The 18,743-nt window shown below is 58.3% G+C and carries 9 protein-coding genes; 8 read left to right on the plus strand and 1 reads right to left on the minus strand.

The annotated features are described in order from the left end of the window. Positions 1 to 146 precede the first annotated feature (146 nt). Positions 147 to 1,373: a class I SAM-dependent methyltransferase gene (locus QQL24_RS25150; RefSeq protein ID WP_284315041.1), complete on the minus strand. Its 1,227-nt coding sequence runs from the start codon at positions 1,371 to 1,373 to the stop codon at positions 147 to 149. A gap of 358 nt (positions 1,374 to 1,731) precedes the next feature. Here QQL24_RS25150 and QQL24_RS25155 point away from each other — a divergent pair, with 358 nt between their 5' ends. From QQL24_RS25155 to QQL24_RS25190, 8 genes are all read left to right on the plus strand, one after another. After that, positions 1,732 to 2,310 (plus strand): GNAT family N-acetyltransferase, encoded by a 579-nt coding sequence (locus QQL24_RS25155; RefSeq protein WP_284315042.1) that lies wholly within the window; start codon positions 1,732 to 1,734, stop codon positions 2,308 to 2,310. Positions 2,311 to 3,670: 1,360 nt separating this feature from the next. Next, positions 3,671 to 4,135: a hypothetical protein gene (locus QQL24_RS25160; protein ID WP_284315043.1), complete on the plus strand. Its 465-nt coding sequence runs from the start codon at positions 3,671 to 3,673 to the stop codon at positions 4,133 to 4,135. Positions 4,136 to 5,593: 1,458 nt separating this feature from the next. Beyond that, positions 5,594 to 12,523 (plus strand): DUF4214 domain-containing protein, encoded by a 6,930-nt coding sequence (locus QQL24_RS25165; protein ID WP_488803368.1) that lies wholly within the window; start codon positions 5,594 to 5,596, stop codon positions 12,521 to 12,523. A gap of 106 nt (positions 12,524 to 12,629) precedes the next feature. Then, positions 12,630 to 13,034 (plus strand): hypothetical protein, encoded by a 405-nt coding sequence (locus QQL24_RS25170; RefSeq protein ID WP_284315045.1) that lies wholly within the window; start codon positions 12,630 to 12,632, stop codon positions 13,032 to 13,034. 50 nt (positions 13,035 to 13,084) lie between these two features. Next, entirely contained in the window at positions 13,085 to 15,250 is a 2,166-nt protein-coding gene (locus QQL24_RS25175) for a type I secretion system permease/ATPase (protein ID WP_284315046.1), read from the plus strand. Further along, positions 15,247 to 16,707, plus strand: coding sequence for an HlyD family type I secretion periplasmic adaptor subunit (locus tag QQL24_RS25180; RefSeq protein ID WP_284315047.1), 1,461 nt, complete (start codon positions 15,247 to 15,249; stop codon positions 16,705 to 16,707). The genes QQL24_RS25175 and QQL24_RS25180 overlap by 4 nt, the downstream gene beginning before the upstream one ends. 69 nt (positions 16,708 to 16,776) lie before the next feature. Then, positions 16,777 to 17,121 (plus strand): hypothetical protein, encoded by a 345-nt coding sequence (locus QQL24_RS25185; protein WP_284315048.1) that lies wholly within the window; start codon positions 16,777 to 16,779, stop codon positions 17,119 to 17,121. 188 nt (positions 17,122 to 17,309) lie between these two features. Next, positions 17,310 to 18,743, plus strand: a 1,434-nt coding sequence (locus tag QQL24_RS25190) for a rhomboid family protein (RefSeq protein WP_284315049.1), incomplete at its 3' end; no start/stop codon positions are given.

Raw genomic sequence — 18,743 nt, forward strand, 5'->3', positions numbered from 1 at the left:
AAGGGCGAAGGAAAGCACGAAGTTCGTGCCATGGGGCTGTAGCGTGCAATAACTTGCGCGCTGCGGTTTCGTCCCAGGCGTCAAATCTGACTCGCAGGCGACAACCAGCCTTCATCTGTGTATCCGCCGCCATTGATGCTTGGCATTCAAAGCAAGACAAGTTGCCCGCGTCCGTCCGCCAAGGCTTTTGCCCGGCGACGTTCCCGCCATTCCGCGAATTCGATGCTAACGATCTCGCATAGGGGTGCGACCCCACGCCAGTGATCGCGGTAAAGGCTGGTGTCGATGCCGATGCCGCAATCCATGAACAAATCGGTCTGCTGCTCGAAATCGACGCCCGGCCCTGATGTCAGCCGCTCGAAGCATTGGCGGCCCGAATAGCGAAACGAGGCCGAGCTTTGTGGCAGGATGAATGCGCCGTTATCCGCAATCTCAGAGGCGATATCGATGACGGCAAACTCGAACGACTTGAAGCCGCGCCGATCGCCAGATGTCGCCAGCTTGCCAAAGGGCGGGTTGGCAATCGCCCAATCGAACATTGTCCCCTCCAGCTCGCCATGCCACCATTCCCACCATTCGAGCACGTCGGCGCAAATCCATCGTGCCTCCGGCAGCAGCTTGCGGCCGATCTCGACGAAACGCGGATTGATCTCGACGCAGGTCAGTTCCACGCTGCCACGCCATTTTGAGCGCTGCTGTACCCAATAGGCAAGACCGCCGATCCCGGCACAGAGGTCGATCACCCGGCCGCATCCCGGCTCAAGGGCAAAATCGGCCGCCAGATCCATCGGCGCGAAGAACACACCTGCAGCGGCGACATTGTGTTCCGCACCCGGATGCCAGTTCTCAAGGACGAAATCCCTCTCGTCCTCGCTCAACACATCCTTTCTCAACAAGGCCTCCGCCGCCGCATGCGCCTTCATCTCAGCTTTGCTCAACTTGCCCATCTTGCTGCTCTTTCCTTGGATCGGCGAAGCAGGCCTCCGCCTGCTTCCCGAGCTCGTGCGGAACAGCGTGTGGGTGGGGGGCAAGCATGAAATGGGGTGGGGTATCGCCCGCCCCTTGGGGCGGCGCCGCTCGCGGCGGCGAGATTGTCTGAGCGCAGCGAAGAAAATTTCGGGGAGACCCCAGTTCATGCTTGCTGGGGAGGGAGAGCAGCGTTCTCCCTCCCCGCGCACTTCGCAAAAAAGTTCAGGGAAATGCTCGCGGATCTGGCCGCGGCGATCGACTAAATGCACGTGAGCAACCTCGCGCATGCGCAGGTAAAGAGGATTAAGCAAACACGCATTGCGCCGGCTAAAGCTGGCTGAACGGAGAAGAACCCATATCGAATGTCGATTGAGCGCCTCGATAGCGTACGCGGCAATTTTCATAGTCCGAATGTCATCAGGGCTCAGCAGGAAGGCCCAATAAAGACCGCGATGCGGCTCGGATCGGCCGGCCAGTATGTGTCTATCGCGTTGACTGGAAGCCCCATGTCGTCGCTTGCGACTAAACTCCTTCGGGCTACTCGAACTGAATCGCCCTTTAGCAAACCGCGCGCGGCTCACAAGACCAAGGTCGTGGTAGACAATATTCGGTATTGCTGATTGTATCGAAACAAGACTCGTGGTCGTCCTCCTAGCGTAGCAGCGCCTTCATTTGGCCTCGACCTAGCCAAAACAGGGTTAAGACAGCACGCTTTTCAATGGAGCGGCATGCGCTTTAAAGCAATCTGTAAGGAGCGGGGGCATGATGCAGTTGGCTTTCGACAGAAAAGTATCCCTATCCAACCGGGAGGTGCCCTCAAAAGACCCAGCGACCTCGGAGATATCCGCCGGGGAAGCTTCGGCGCGAACGGTGAAAAGCCTTATTCGCGTTAGGCTCGTCGAAGGGCATGACTGGCCAGCGATTCGTGTTGTTGTTCGTAAGCATCATGAACGGACACTATTCGCCCATCTCCCCTTTTCTGAAAGCAAGTTCGATGCTTTGGAGAAGAGGCTGCGAGCGGCAACCAATGAATGTGTGATCGTCGCGGAGCTTAAAAGCGACCTGGTCGGCGTGGCTTGGGTATCAGCGGGCGAATATCTGTTGTGCGACGATAGCCTGATGGCTACAACGCATCTGATCGCAGTCGACCGGCAGAGATGCGGACCTTATCTCTCTGCCCGAGTTTTCATACGACTGTTACGCGCGCTCGTATTGTGGTCACGAAGTGTTGGGGCGAAACAAACTCTTGTACACGTTACAACCGGCACAGACATCAAATCGGCTGATCGCATTCTAAAGGCTTGTGGGGCCAGGGATATCGGCGGCAATTATATCGTTTGATCCGCTAGGAGTTGAGGCGACCGAGCTGAATGGGCATTAGTCCTCGGCGTTCTCGGCGGCAGACGCACTGAAGTCTCTTGATCCTCCGACGCCCCGCTTGGCTCCCACGCTCTCGCACCGTCCAAAAGACACAACGCAAAACAGCGACACAACATGCGGACTCGCTCTAAAAACCTCACCTTAAAACATTATCGGGAAATGCCCTTTGAACGGTGGAGCGAGCAAACCTCGCTATCACCAACGGAGGGGCGACGAAAAAGCCAGCTAGCCTCCAGCTCCTGTGGGCAATTAATTTGGCCCTTGCCATGACAACAAAGTGCTGTTCACGGCAACAAAGCAAGAATTTGGCCATCATCGCGGTGCGGCGACGCTGTTTCCCATGCAAAAATCACATCGTCAATCATTTAAGTTCTTCGTCGACATCCATCAATACTTCGCCTTCTGGCGAACATTCCCCGTAATTGGTGCTCGATGCTCATATCTCGTCAAGGGAGGCATATTGGTACGTCCATAGAAGGGAAGTGCAAAATTTTATTGCTGAATTTTAATTTTCCTTGACCTTAGGCGATAATCGTATATCAAATGACACAACCTAAGGGGTAGGCGAGCAATATGTAACCAATTATTCCGGGCATAATTGCGTGATTATATCGCCTGTTAGTCATATGTAACTCTCCTAGAAGTTATATGCGAATAACTTCTCAGTGTTTTTTTGCGCGTTACTTACCGTGGAGGGCCTTTTATCCCATCTACGCTAGACGACGAGTTTAGGTTGCTTAATATAACGTGGCTCTAGTTTTCGTTGATATCGAGAACACTCTATAAAGGGCTTAGCCGGACGAAGAATCGGCAATATCGTGTCTGGGGTCATCTGCATATCGTCGTGGTCAGCATAGATTTCGTGCCAAAACGTTTCCACAGGCATACAGCTCGTTTGCCAGCAAACTTCACACTAGGAGGGCAAGTACTGGCCATCCGGAAGTATGCTGAACTCACCCTCTTCGTTCCCCGGGGAAGCAAGAAGTCATCGGATCGTGAGGCGAAATCCTATTGCCGAACTTTACCAGCTCTATTGTCAGCCCTTGCTAATTATTGATCATTCTCAAGGCTGTTATCTCAACACGAGCAGTTTCCAGAACCATCCGGGCCTGCTGTCTCCACATGGGGCCGACGCGGTTCAGTAGTTTGACATTATACCCTCCGAGATGGCACGCATAGTATTTCACACCAACGTGGCGACGACAGTACCGCTCCACCTGTCCCAGTTGCAAGAATAGTGCGAAGATTAAACTTCGTCATTTTTACTTGCACTTTTAAAAGAGAGGTGAGAATTGTAAAATTCTATAGAAGGACGTATTATTTGGCATTTCGCGAGACGGAAATTATGTTGGTAGCTGATGGCACCCGCGATCTTAAAAAGAAGGATGTAACAATGCACATTCGCAGCGCTTACAGTGCCGAGAATCTCCGTCGCTTAATGGAGGGAGATGATGAGGACGTCATTTTTAGTAGGAAAGTATCATTTTTGCCACTGAGCGAACAAAACTTTAAGACAATGGTGCTTAGGCGATCTCAGTTGCTAAGAATACTTGATGAAATTTCAAAAAACGTTCATTTGATAGAAAACACCCTTCAAAACGAATTGAGAATTACCAGGAAACTCGATCTTGGAGAAATCGTAGCGCAAGAATTAAATCCAATGCTAAACGACATCGATCCATACATTTACTTTCTTGATGATAATACCAGAGAAATATTTAGATCTGACATAGCTAACGCTGTGGTCAGCTATATTGTGGTTAAATTTGGAAATAAAGAACTATAAAATTCTGGGTATCTGGTCACGGGGGATGCAACTATGGCTGCCATCGGCTCAAATCGCGTGGGGTTCTTGGATAATTCAACCTTATCCGAAATCGGCGGCATGCAGGCCGCAGCCCCAGCAGACGCAACCCTAAGTAATCTTAACTCCTCAGTTGTCCATCTGGTGGTTACAAGTACCATCTACGGTGAAGCTACGTCGAGATTAAACGTTCCTAAGGACGTTGCTGTACAAGCATATCTCGATGCGGGAATAGCGGCGGGGCAAATTTCTTTACTTGGCACACCCGGGTATCCCGCTGGTGTGCGCGGCGCTGGAGATAGGAGCATTCTTGCCTCGGTAGAAGCCGTCGCGGCGGCGGGCAACTATGTGGAAGTTATAACGGATGACGGCGGCCTCACCAAGAAAGTACGCGCCCTCAACAATCCAAATATAAATGCAATATCAACGTATGATTATATAGAAGATAATTTCCTTGCGGGCGATATCGACTACGAACATTACTTGACGACCTCTATGCAGTTAGTGGATGCTAATTTGGTCGATGCTGACAAAGTTATGCTTCCTAACCCAAACATAGACTATGATATTACCAACGGCGTGACAATAAATATAAGCCCAGGATTGATAACAGTTGTCGATGCTGACGGTCGCGTATACAAGTTTCTTCCGACCGATAAATTTAGAGTTAATAGCGATGGCTCTATTACAAAGTATGGGGAATGCTTCCCTGCATCAGTAAAAATATTGCTTCCGGACGGAACCACTAAGTATATTGCGGACGTTCGTGTCGGGGATATGGTTCTAGGCTATAACCCTTGGTCTGCGAAGTGGGGCGACTGCGGACTGCAAGCAGCACGAGTCACAAGGCTTTTTAGAAGTGTTACAGATGAATGGTTATTGCTTTCAACAGGCCTAATAGTTACGCCTGGCCACTTATTCTTAAATGAAAAGGGTCAATTTGAAAGAATTGATTCCATCGTAAAGCGCGGCGGGCATATCATAGATGCGGACGGAAAATCGAAAGCCGTATCAGCGAAGCGTATCATATACAATTCGGCGACGCGCAAAGACTATGAGGAGGCGCAACTTACAGTAGGGGCGGCTGTCGGCGATATAACGTTTTCTTCTTGTTATCAAGTCGGGTGGAAAACATACAATTTTGAGGTAGAAAGGATTCATACTTATATTGCGGACGGCTACCGTGTTCATAACGATTCAATTAGTGATCTGATTGGTTACGAAGCTCAGTTTAAGGGTGCAGGTTACGCTTCTGCGTTTTCGGCGATGAGTTCGGATCCAAAGGAGGGAGTTGAAGCAGCTAAAATCGCTTCCTGGACAGCAAGCGGTCAAGTCGATCCGGATCTACAGAGTGACTACGCGGCTGTCTATGCTCGAGATCCCGCCGTCGCAAACAAGTTGCTTCAGCAACAGCTGTCGTTGGGAGGCAGCGGGAATGCGATGGGCAGCAATAACGGTTCAATAGGTAACACCAGCCAGGGAGGCCGGGAGTACGGCCCCGGTAGTGGCGGAAGCGGTCACAGTGGAGAGCAACCAGATCCAAACAGTGGGGGAGGCAAGACCAAACCCGTCCTCCTAGATCTCGACGGAAACGGCCTGAAGGTGACGCCTCTGACGTCCTCTACTCAATTCCTGGATGAGAACGGAGACGGCTATCTTCATCGTACAGCCTGGGCGGGCACGGGTGACGGCGTCCTTGTCTTCGATGCAGATCATAATGGCAAGATCAGCCAGCGGAAGGAGTACGTTTTCACGGACTGGGATCCGACAGCGAACTCGGATCTTCAGGCTCTCAAGGACGTCTTCGACACCAATCACAACGGCAAGCTCGATGCCGGGGATGCGAACTGGTCGGACTTTAAGGTCATGGTCAATGGCCAGATGGTGTCGCTGGCCTCACTTAACATCACCTCGATTGACCTGACGCCGACAGGCAGTGGCCAGACCTTCAGTGATGGTTCTGCTATCACCGGCACGACGACCTATACCAAGTCCGATGGCACAACCGGCCAGGTCGGCGACGCGACTTTGGCCAGCGACAGCAACAGCTATCTGGTCCATCAGAGCCAGACCACCAACGCCGATGGTTCGGTGACCACCGACATCCTCGGCTACAATGCCGATGGCTCCGAAGCCTTCGAGAATGTCGTCACTGTAAGCGCCAATGGGCTGAGCAAGACCATCAAATATGACGACAATGGCGATGGCGTGTTCGACCGTTCGCAGACCGACACTATCGTCGTCAACGGCGATGGTTCGTCCACCGAGACGATCAGCGACTTCAATGCGGACAGTTCTTTGCGCGACAAGACGGCGATGACCACCAGCGCCGATACCAAGACCGTCACGACGACGATCGACCAGAACGGCGACGGCATCTGGGATCAATCGCAGGTGTTTGTGAGCAACGCCGATGGCTCCACTTCGACGACCACCAAGAAGCTGGCCGCCAATGGCGCGGTGATCAACCAGACGCAGGTGACCACCAGCACGGACGGGCTAAGCAAGACGACCAAGGCCGACAATAGCGGTTCGGGTACTTTCGACCAGATCACCACCGACGTCACGGTGATCAACGGTGACAACAGCCGTACGGAGACCATCACCGATACCGGCAACAACGGGACGGTGCTCGACAAGACGGTCATTGCGACCAGCGCCGATGCCCGCTCCAAGACGGTGCAAACCGACCATAGTGGTTCGGGGACCTTCGATCTTGTCACCACCTCCTCGATTACCATCAATGCCGACAATTCGATAACGACAACGGTGCTGGACAAGAATGCCGACGGCTCGCTGCGCGACGAAACGGTCACCACCATCAGCGCGGACGGTTTGTCGCAATCCGTGTCGACGGATCTCAACTCGGACGGCAGCTTCGACCAGGCCTCGTCTGACGTGACCGTGGTCGGCGGCGATGCTTCGCGCACCGAAACGGTGTCCGACAAGAGTGGCAATGGCACGCTGTTGAGCCAAACCGTCACTGTCACCAGCGGCGACAGGAAGATGATCACCACCACGACGGACAGCAACGGCGACGGCGCCGTCGATCAGACCAAGACGATCGTAGTCAATGCTGACGGGTCGACCACCACGACGGTCTCGACCTTTGCCCCGAATGGTACGCTGATCAACCGCACGCTGACGACGTCCTCGGCCAACGGCCTCTCGACCACGACCAAGACTGACATTAATGGCGATGGCACCTATGATGCCATCACGACGGACGTCATCGTGGCCAATGCCGATGGCTCCCGTACGGAGACAGTGGCCGACACCAGCGCTAATGGGGCCCTGATTGACAAGACGATCACCACGACAACTGCTGATGGCTTGACGCAGACCCGGCAGCAGGACCTCAATGGGGACGCCACCATCGACCGGACGACGGTAGATGCGATTGTGCTGAATGCCGATGGCAGCCGCACCGAGACGGTATCGACGACCAGCAACAACGGGACGTTACTGTCTAAGACGGTGACGATCGATAGCGCCGACCGCATGACGACGACGGTGACCATCGACGCCAATGGCGATGGCCATGTCGACCAGACGCAGGTCAGAGTGCTCAACTCGGATGGATCGACCACAAAGACCGTAACCAACACGGCGATAAGCGGCGTGGTGATCTCCAAGACCGTCACCACGACCAGTACGAACGGTTTGAGCACGACGACGCAGACCGATGTCGACGGCGATGGCACTTATGACGGCTCCAGCGGCGATGTCGTCGTGCTCAACGCCGATGGCTCGAAAACCGAGACCGCGAGTAGCTTCAGTGGCAGCGGGGCCCTGCTGAGCAGACAAGTCGTCACCACCAGCGGCAATGGGCTGTCCGTCACAAGGCAAGTGGACGCCAATGGCGATGGCGTCTTCGATAGCGACAGCACCGATGTGACGGTGTTGACTACCAATGGTTCGAAGACCGAGACGGTGTCGAAGTACAATGGGGCTGGAACAGCTCTGCTCAGCAAGATTGTCACCACGACGTCCGGCAACGGGCTGTCGACCGTGACCGCAGGGGACATTGATGGTGACGGCACGGTGGACCTCACTGTCAGCGATGTCGTGACCCTGAATGCCGATGGCTCGAAGGCAGAGACGAAAGCCACGACAAACTCGGCTGGCGGGCTCATCGCGAAAGTGGTGACGACGACCAGTGCGGACCGAAAGACGATCACAACTGCGACCGATCTCGATGGCAATGGCGTCAACGACATCACATCCACTGCCGTGGTGAACGCCGACGGCTCGACCACGACGACGGTCTCGACCTATGACACCACGGGCACGCTGATCTCGACATCGACGAAGACCGTCAGCGCAAACGGGCTGTCGACCACGACGCAGACCGATCTTGACGCCAATGGTTCGATCGACCTTGCCACCAGCGATGTCACCGTTGTGAATGCCGATGGCTCAAGGACGGAAACTGCCGCTGAATATACCGGCACTTCGACTTTAAAGAACAAGATCATCCGGACCACCAGCGCCAGCGGTTTGTCGGTCGTCACGACATGGGACGATACTGGCGATGGGACCGTCGATCGTACGCAAAACGACGTCAAGACGCTGAACACGGATGGCTCCATCACCGAAGTGGTGACCAACACCGGCAGCCAGGCCAACAAAACCACCACGACGGTCAGCGCCAATCTGTTGACGAAAACGGTCACCAAGGACATCGACGGCAATGGCACCGTCGACCAGACCATCCTGACCCAGGTGAATGCCGACGGCTCGACCTTGATCTCGTCAATGGACGGTACCGTCAAATCGGCTTCCGGCCGCAGCTATGGCGGCACCAACGGGCGCTACGAAACCGACAGCGCCAATGGCCTGTCGAAGACGATCTACTACGATGCCAATGGCGATGGGCTCGCCGAGCAGCTCACCACCGATGTGACGGTGATCAATGCCGATGGCTCGAAGGTCGAGACCATTACGGACTCGACGCTGACGGGCGGCGTCGCGACTTCGGCCAATCCGGTCTACACCGCAACGCTCAAGGACAAGGAGATCATCACCACCAGCGCCGATGGGTTGACCACCGCAAGTCAGTATGACCTGACCGGCACCGGCAGCTTCCCGGAAGTGATCACCAGCCAGCTCACTTACAATGCCGATGGCTCGACAACGCAGTCACTGGCGGAGAGCCATTCCGGCGTGCAGTCGCATCGATACATGATGTCCACGAGCGGTGACGGCCTTACCAAGACCACCGTCTGGGAAGGCAATAACGACAGCTCTGGCCATCAGAGCGAACTCTATCGCCTTTATCATGGCTTTTTTGACCGGGATCCCGACTGGGGCGGATATGAGGATTATCTCGCTCAACTGGATGGGGGAACCGCGACGCCGGAAGACATCGCATCCGACTTCCTCGATTCAAGCGAATTCAACGAAGCCTATGGCAGCCCGAGCGATAGCGACTACATCACGCTGCTCTATCAAAATGCCCTGGGACGTTCCCCGACCACCGCTGAGCTTGCCCAGTGGCAGACTTCCCTCGATGGTGGCATGTCACGGCCTGACCTGGCGCTCGCGATCATCGATTCTCCGGAGGGGATCTCGCATACCCAGGCGGCGGAGCTCGACTGGGCGGTCAGCGCGCATTGGATCACCGGGACCACGCGCAGTGAGTCCGATGATGCCACCGTCCTCAATGCGGACGGCTCGAACACCGAGACCATCACCAACACCAGGCTGGACGGCTCGCTGATGTCCAGCACGACGAAGACCACCAGCGCCGACGGCCGCACGGTGTGGGTGCAGGAGGATACCACGGGCTCGGGGTCCATGACCCAGGGCCACATCACATACACCTCGACCCTGGCCGATGGTTCCACACAGACCACGGTCAATGATCTGAACGCTGATTGGAGCCTGAAGGATACGGTAACGACCACGGTCAGCGCGGATAAGCTCGTCACCACCATCAAGCGCGACGCCAACGGCGATGGCACCAACGACGAGACGGAGGTCATTACCAGGCAGGTCGATGGCAGCTCCTCCGATGTCACCACCGACTACAGCTACGGTGGAACGATGCTTGCCAAGACCACTGAGACCACCAGTTCGGATGGCCTGAGCTCGAACTACAGTTGGGATCTGAACGGCGACGGGGTGGCCGACAACATACGCAGTGTCGTGCGGGTTAACAACGCCGATGGCTCCACTACCGAGACCGTGAAGGACTACCAGACGAGCACGAAGACCGCGTCCGGCTGGGGCTCGGCCATCACCGCCAAACTGCTGATGACCACGGTGAATACGGTGAGCGCCGACGGCAGAACGCACACGACGACGCTCACCTACGCTACGTCGACGACCTCGACCATGGGGGTAGGGAATATCGGGCCTTACGTCTATCACGCCAGCTATACGAGCGACACCGGCGCGCAGGCCGTGCACCAGACCATCAGCAAAACGATCGACAATATCGATAACTCGACGGTGACGACGGTCACCAACGACTCCACCGCCAAGTCGGTTAAACCGATGAATGGAAAGGTGTTGTGGAACTCGGTCATCGCCACCACCAACAAAGCCGTGGCGTCGAAGATCATCGCGACTACGAGTGCGGATGGTCTCACCACGACGATCCAGGCCGACTATGACGGCAACGGCACCTATGAGCACACCGAGGCCTGGCAGACCCAGATCGACGGCTCGCAAATCGGCACGATGCAAGATGTCAATTCGACGGGTGTGGTCAAGGCCCTGGGCACCGAAACCATCAGCGCCGATGGTCTGATCACCACACTCAGCGAGGACTCGGACAACAACGGCACGATCGATCATGTCGATACCGCCACGACCCACGTGGATGGTTCGATCACCGAGACCGTAACGGACTACAAGACCGACGGCACGCTCAAGCAGACCGTGGTCAAGAATGTCGGGGCCGATGGCCAACAAACGGCGACCGTCACCACCACACCTCCGACGACCGTTGGGGGATCGGCAACCTCCACCGCCGTCATCGTGGGCAGCGGGTTGTCGGCGACAGCGAACAATTCGAACGACACGGCGACAATTACAGGCAATTACAACGTCCTGTCGTTGGATACGGGGACGGACACCACGACCATCACTGGAACAGGCAACGTCGTCAATATCGGCAACAACGTCACACTCACCGTGACCGGCGGCACCAGCAACATCCTCAATGTCAATGGCACCGGCGATGCGCTGAGCGTGAGTTCGGCCACCATCAATATCGCCGATGATGCCAGTGCGACGGTGACGGGTGCGTCGAACGTGGTGAACGTGACCGACGATGGCACCGTGTCGACGACGGGCAACACCAATGCGGTGACGGCGACGGGCGGCGGCGCAACGGTGACGATGAAGGGTGCGACTGGCGGCAAAGCGACCATGAGCAATGGCACCCTGAACCTGGGAACCAGCACCGCAGTGCTGCTGACGGGATCGGGCAATGCCGTCAAGGAAACGGGCAGCGACACGCTGACGGGCACCGGCACGGGTGGCACCCTGGATGTCACCGGCATCACCAATGCTGCGACGCTGTCGTCGGCGGCAGTGACGGTGGAAGGGGGCGGCATTTTAACCCTTACCGGCACCTCGGATACTGTGACCCTGATAGGCAACGCCGCGCAGGTGACGGTCTCGAGCGCCACCGACACGGTCGATGTCGTGGGCACTTCGGCCAAGGTCACCGTGACGGGTGGTGGCGGTCAGGTCACGCTGGAGAACGGCGCCTCGGCGACGGTCGTCAACAACACCAATGCGATCACGCTGACCAGCAATACCAGCCTGACGGCCAGCGGCACCGGGAACACCATCACAGTGAACGGAACCGGCAACACCATCACCGGCACTTCGGAGACGATCAACATCAGCGCCGGCGCCAGCGCCACTGTGACGGGTGCCACCGACACAGTCGGGATCACCGGCAACGGTGCCCTCACCATCTCGGGCAACACCGCCCATGTGACGGCGACCGGAACCGGTGGTTCTGTCACCTTCGCAAGTGGGACCGGTGGCACCGCGACGATCTCCGGCGGCACGATCACTCTCGCAAACGCCATCTCTGCGTCGGTGACGGGTTCTAACGACACGGTCAACTTCGGCCATGGCGGCTCGGTCACGGTGACCGGCTCGAACGATACCTTCGTGTTCAAGCCGAGCTTCGGCCTCGATACGGTCACGGGCTATCAGGCCTCGGGTAGCGGCGCCGATCAGATCAACATCGACCACACGGTGTTCGCCGACTGGGCGACCTTGCTCTCCCACACGACACAGTCCGGCACCGATACGATCATCACGGCCGATGCCAGCGACAAGATCACCTTGAAGAACACGACCGTGGCCAGCCTGCAGCAGAGCAACTTCCACTTCACCTGATCGGGTCTCGGCTCAAACATTGGCCGGGCAGTTCACCTGCCCGGCACCTCCGCAACTGCTGTTGGACAGCAGGTGCAATTTCTTTTTTGTCTTTCCTGGTGTCTTCATGACCGAGCAGGTCGGATTTCTGCCCGCATCGCATACTTCCGCAGCTTCCATTTCTGACAACGAATGGATCGTAAGCTCTGGCCTGAGCTTTCGGGGAGGTGTGGAGGCCGCCCCCCAGACGCATGGACTGGGTCCTGCGGCGCCCTTCGTCTACGCACCAGTCCTCAGTGATCACAACGCGTTCTGGTCACCGACATCAGCCGGTTCGATGCAGGTGTCTTCGTCCGCCCAATCTCCGGCGAGCGATGCTTCCCTTCACCTCTTCGACAGCTGGATCAATACGCTGGCGCCCTGGACCCAGGCCGGCACTGCAACTGTGCTGCCGCAGGGCAGTGTCTTCGACGGCTATGGCCTTGCCGCCAACGGTATCGACACCATGACCCACGGCGGCTGGACCAGATGATCTCCCTCTTCACAAACGCCGTCACCGTCTACCCCTAACTTCGAGCCGCCATGGACACCTCCGACCCCGCCACTGCCCCGGCCGAGCCGCTCGATTCCGGCCTCAGGGCTTTGTGCGGCATCGCCGCCTTCTACCGCATCGCCGCCGATCCCAAGCACCTAGCCAAGGAACTCGCCCTCACCGGGCGTTTCGCCACCGAGCGAGACCTCGTGCGTGCCGCTGCGATGATCGGCCTCAAGGCACGCGTGGTGACCCGCGTCAATGCCAAGCGCATCGAGACGCTTCCCGTGCCGGCCATCGTGCGGGTGGCCGACGGCTCATTCCATGTCTTCGGCGGCAAGAACCCAAATGGGAAGTTCCGCCTGGTCGATCCCCTCACCCGCGTCGACCGGGAGCTCGGTCTCGACGCCCTGCTCGTCGAGATCGGCGGCCAGGTCGTGCTGATCGGCCGGCGCCTGCGCGGGGCAGGCTCGGATCCGCGCAGCTTTGGCCTTGGCTGGTTCCTGCCCTCGATCTGGCGCTATCGCAAGCCGCTCGCCCATGTGCTGCTGGCCTCGCTGTTCGTGCAGATCTTCGCGCTGGTCACGCCGCTGTTCTTCCAGGTCGTGGTCGACAAGGTGCTCACCCACAAGGGCTATTCCACCCTGTTCGTGCTGGTCGCCGGCATTGCCGGTATCGGCATCTTCGACGTGGTGCTGCAGTACTTGCGCAGCTACGCGCTCTCCCACACCACCAACCGCATCGATGTCGAATTGGGACAGAAGCTGTTCCACCATCTGCTGCGCCTGCCACTGGGCTACTTCGAGACGCGCTCGGCCGGCCAGACCGTGGCGCGGGTGCGGGAACTGGAGACCATCCGCTCCTTCCTCACGGGGCAGGGGCTGTTCTCGGCGATCGACCTCGTCTTCACCCTCGTCTTCATCGCCGTGCTCTGGGCCTATTCCTGGAAGCTCACCCTCATCGTGGTCGGCTCGATCCCCCTCTACATCCTGATCGCCGTGCTCGTGCGGCCCTCTCTGCGCGAGATGATCAAGGAGAAGTTCAACCGCGGCGCCGTCTCCCAGCAATTCCTGGTCGAAGCCATTGTCGGCATCCACACGGTGAAGGCCGGGGCGGTCGAACCGGTGATGCAGGCCCAATGGGCCGAGCGGCTGGCCTCCTATGTGCGCACCGCATTCGATGCCACCATGCTCTCTGCCGGCGGCCAGAACGCCATCCAATATGTCTCCAAGCTCTCCACCGCCATGCTCCTGCTGTTCGGCGCCAAGGCGGTGATCGACAATGAGCTGTCCGTCGGAGCTCTGGTTGCCTTCAACATGATCGCCGGCCAGGTCACGGCGCCGGTGCTGCGCCTCTCCCAGCTCTGGCAGGATTTTCAGCAGGTGCAGATCTCCATGGACCGGCTCGGCGATATCCTCAACACGCCGATGGAGCGTGCTCCGCAGACCAGCCTGGTGCTGCCGCCCCCACGGGGACTGATCGAACTGAGGCAGGTCAGCTTCCGCTACCGGCCCGGCGCGCCGGAGGTGCTCAAGCAGGTATCGCTGGCCATCCAGCCCGGTGAGGTCATCGGCATTGTCGGCGCCTCCGGCTCGGGCAAGTCGACCCTCACCAAGCTGATCCAGCGCCTCTATCTGCCCGAGGAAGGCCAGGTGCTGCTCGATGGCGCCGATCTCTCCCAGGTGGATCCGGCCTGGCTGCGCAGCCAGATCGGCGTGGTCCTGCAGGAGAACCTACTGTTCAACCGCACCATCCACGACAACATCGCCTTCGCCAACCCGGCCCTGCCGCGGGCCACTGTCATCGCCATCGCAAAGCTTGCAGGGGCCGACGAGTTCATCTCCAAGCTGCCGGCCGGCTATGACACCATCATCGAGGAGCGCGGTGCCAATCTCTCCGGCGGCCAGCGCCAGCGCATCGCCATCGCCCGGGCGCTTGCTACCAACCCGCCGATCCTGATCTTCGACGAGGCGACCTCGGCGCTCGACTATGAGAGCGAACGGGTGATCCAGACCAATATGCGTGAGATCGTGCAGGGGCGCACGGTGATTATCATCGCCCATCGCCTGGCGGCGGTCCGGCCCTGCCACCGCATCATCGGCATGGCGGAGGGGCGTATTGTCGAGGCTGGCAGCCATGCCGAGCTGCTGGCCCGTCCCGAGGGTGTCTATGCCCGGCTCTGGGCCCTGCAGAACGACCAGGCGAGCGCCGCATGAACGCCCAGTCCCCACCACCCTCCGGCACCCCCATCCCACCGCCGCGCCGCCTGAAGCCGCGGCGCTCGGACCAGGAGTTCCTCGCCCCGGCGCTGGAGATCCTGGAGACGCCGCCATCGCCCGTGCGTATGGCGCTGATCGTCATCATCTGCCTGTTCGTCGCCGCGGCGCTGATCTGGGCCTATGTCGGGCGCATCGACATCATCGCCTCGGCCCAGGGCAAGTTCGAGCCGACCGGCAAGGTCAAGATCGTGCAGCCGCTCGAGACCGGCAAGGTCAGGACATTGCCGCCCGCTGATGGCGCCCACGTCAAAGAAGGCGATGTGTTGCTCGCGCTCGACGACAATGAGGAACTGGCCGACGAGGCCGGCCTCAGCCGGGACCTTGCTTCCTTCAAAGCCGAGGCCATCCGCCGGCGCACCGCCATCGCCGCGGCGCGGGACCAGACGCTCTCGCCCGTGCCCGTGATCGCCTGGAGCGACGACATCCCCGATGTTCTGCGTCGGCGCGAGCAGAACATCTTGAATAGCGACATCGGCCAGCTAGCCTCGGCACTCGCCTCCCTCAAGGCGCAGCGTGAGCAAAAACTGTTGGCGCGCGATAAGTTCGCGTCGACCATCGAAACGCAGAAGTCGCTGATCTCGACCCTGCAGGATCGTGTGACCATGCGCTCTACGGCGGCAGCCAAGCAAGCTGACACCAAATCGAGTGTGATCGACGCGACCGAAACTCTCAAATACCAGATCACTCAGGAGGCGATCCAGCAGGGCGAACTGGCCGATGCGGAGGCGGGCGCTGCCGTGCTGGAGCGCGAGGTCGACAAGACGCTGCAGGGTTTCATCAGCGACAATGCCGAGAAGCTGGGCGAGGCGGAGCGCCAGATCGACGATCTCACCCAGAAGCTCGCCAAGGCGACGGCCGAGCGCGAGCGCAAGACCATCCTCAGCCCGATCTCCGGCACGGTGCAGGAATCGGTAATCACCAATATCGGCCAGGTCGTCACCGTCGGGCAGGAGGTCATGCGCATCGTGCCCGATGATTCAATGCTTGAGCTGCGGGTCTATGTACTCAACACCGATATCGGCTTCGTCAAGGCGGGGCAGGAGGCGGTGGTGAAGATCCAGTCCTTCCCCTTTACCCGCTACGGCACCATCACCGCCAAGGTCATCAACGTGGCCACAGACGCCATCCCCGAACCCGACGCCAAAGAGCTCGAAGGCAACCCGGCGGCGCAGATCTCCAATGCCGCCTTCGCCGGTGCCGAGCGCACGCAGAACCTGGTGTTCCCGGTAACCCTCGTGCCGGACAAGACCATCATGAGCGCTGATGGTCACGACGTGCCGCTCACCCCCGGCATGGCGGCGACGGTGGAGATCAAGACCGATAGCCGCAGGATCCTCGAATATGTGTTCTCGCCGATTGTCGAGGTCACAAGCGAAGCCTTCAAGGAGAGGTAAGGCGAACGCTTGGTCCAACGAGCCATCCACTATCTGAAACCCGATAAGAGAACGAAGACGGAGAAATGCATGAAAGTCTGGATCGGAGCAGTTGTCGTTGCATCCCTGCTGTCGGGATGCTCGCCGCCGCCGGCCCACATTGTGGATCGGGATATGCACATTCCACCAATCGACTCGCTCGCCGCCCGCCAGTCCTGCCTAAGGGACGGAATCCAGGACGGTTCACCCGAGATGGACAAATGCATTCGGCTGACCTCTCAGCTTGTTACAGCTGGAGAAAACTGTCTGGGCTCGAGTAGACGGGTATCGATGGATCCGGCCACAGCAAAGGCCTTTCTGGCCTGCCTCAATCGTCGTGCACCCGAAGCCGCCGCATATCAGCAGGCCAGGTATCTCAAAACCCATCAGGGATAGCGGTGAGCAGGCGCCGACATGCAGGATGCGAGGTTGCTGGGTCAGCGCGAAATGGCAAGCAGGGTGTCTTCTGCGCGAAACTCAGCGCTATCGGCCTTTTGCACCTGCGATTTCTGCGGGAGTAGCACTGGGGCTATCTTTCAGACTGCCTCCATTCAAATCCGTCAAAGCCCAAAAATGGGGGCGTCATGTTCGCCGACAATCAGATTCAAAAATTCTATTACTCGACCCCAAAACTGCTCAAATTTTTCGCCATCTTCGTCCTGATTGCAGGCCTTGGGCTGTATGGCCTCAATGATCGACTGGCCCCGCCCCACATTGTCCTTGCGGGCTGGATTAGCTTGATTGTCGGAGCTTTGTTGGCCGCGATGACATTGCGGCGATTGGTGACGCAGGCGCCTGCAGTGGTGCTTTCATCGCAGGGCGTGCGAACGCCCTCCGTCGCTGAGTTCGTTCCCTGGAACGCGATTACGAAACTTACTGAAGCGTCCTATCGGAGGACCACCACGCTGACGCTCGCCGTCGATCCCGCCCGTGCCCAGAGCGTGCCGCGGCCGTGGTACTCCCTGCAACGGGGTGGCAAACTGGCGCTTATAATTCCTATCAGCCAGATCGATACCGCGGGCATGGATATCGCTCAGCTCTGCCGTACCTGTATGGCGGCGCAGCCAGCTGCTGCCAACGCAGTGCCAGAGGAAGCTGGCCGCAGTCTGCCGCCCCCCATCACCCGGCCCTATGTCACCTATGGGCTGATCGCGCTGCTGGTTGCGATCTATTGTGCCGAGCTAACCTTTGCCGTCACCCCCAACCAGGGCGGGTCGCCCTCGGTGCAAACCTTGGTCGTGCTTGGTGGCATGTTTCAATCGTTGATTTGGCAGGGCCAATGGTGGCGGTTGGTCACTGCGACCTTGATGCATGCCAGTATCGCTCATCTCCTTGGCAATAGTTTCGCGCTCTGGCGCGCGGGGGTCTTGTTGGAGGGACTGGTGGGGCGCCTATGGTTCCTGGCGCTTTTTGCCGTGTGCGCGGTCGGCGGCGAAGTTGCTTCGCTGTATATGACCCCAGCCAATATTGTCGGGGTTGGCGCGTCAGGCGGCATTGTCGGCCTCTTTTCCGTGGCCATTGTGCTGAGCTTTCATTTTCGCTCCAGCGCCGAGCGCAACCAGATGCAGGTGCGTGCGCTTTCGATTCTCATCCCCTCGGTGCTGCCGTTGTTTTCAGATTCTGGCGAGGGCCTGAGAATTGATTATTCCGCCCACATTGGCGGCGCGATTGTGGGCGCCGTGCTCGCTCTGGCGCTGATGTCGTTTTGGTCGCGCGATCATGTCCGGCCACCTTACGCGCGCGCTGCAGGAGTCTTTGCCGGCGCTTTCGCCTTGGTTGCGGTGGGAGCCTTGCTGCCAATTACCCAGACCTCTGCTGCTTATCCGAGAGAGAACCCTTTTAGTGCCTTTTTCAGCAGCCGCTACGGTGATGCAGCGCGGCTATTCCAGCAGCTAAGCAAGATGCCAGATGCGCAGGTGGCTTATGATGATTTGTGGCGCATCATGGCCATGGGCTACGCTAAAGACCCGGAATTGCAAGCGCAAGCCCAGCAGGCACAGGCCAAGCTCACCCCGGAC

It is taken from the genome of Labrys miyagiensis, from assembly GCF_030160835.1.
Taxonomy (GTDB): domain Bacteria; phylum Pseudomonadota; class Alphaproteobacteria; order Rhizobiales; family Labraceae; genus Labrys; species Labrys miyagiensis.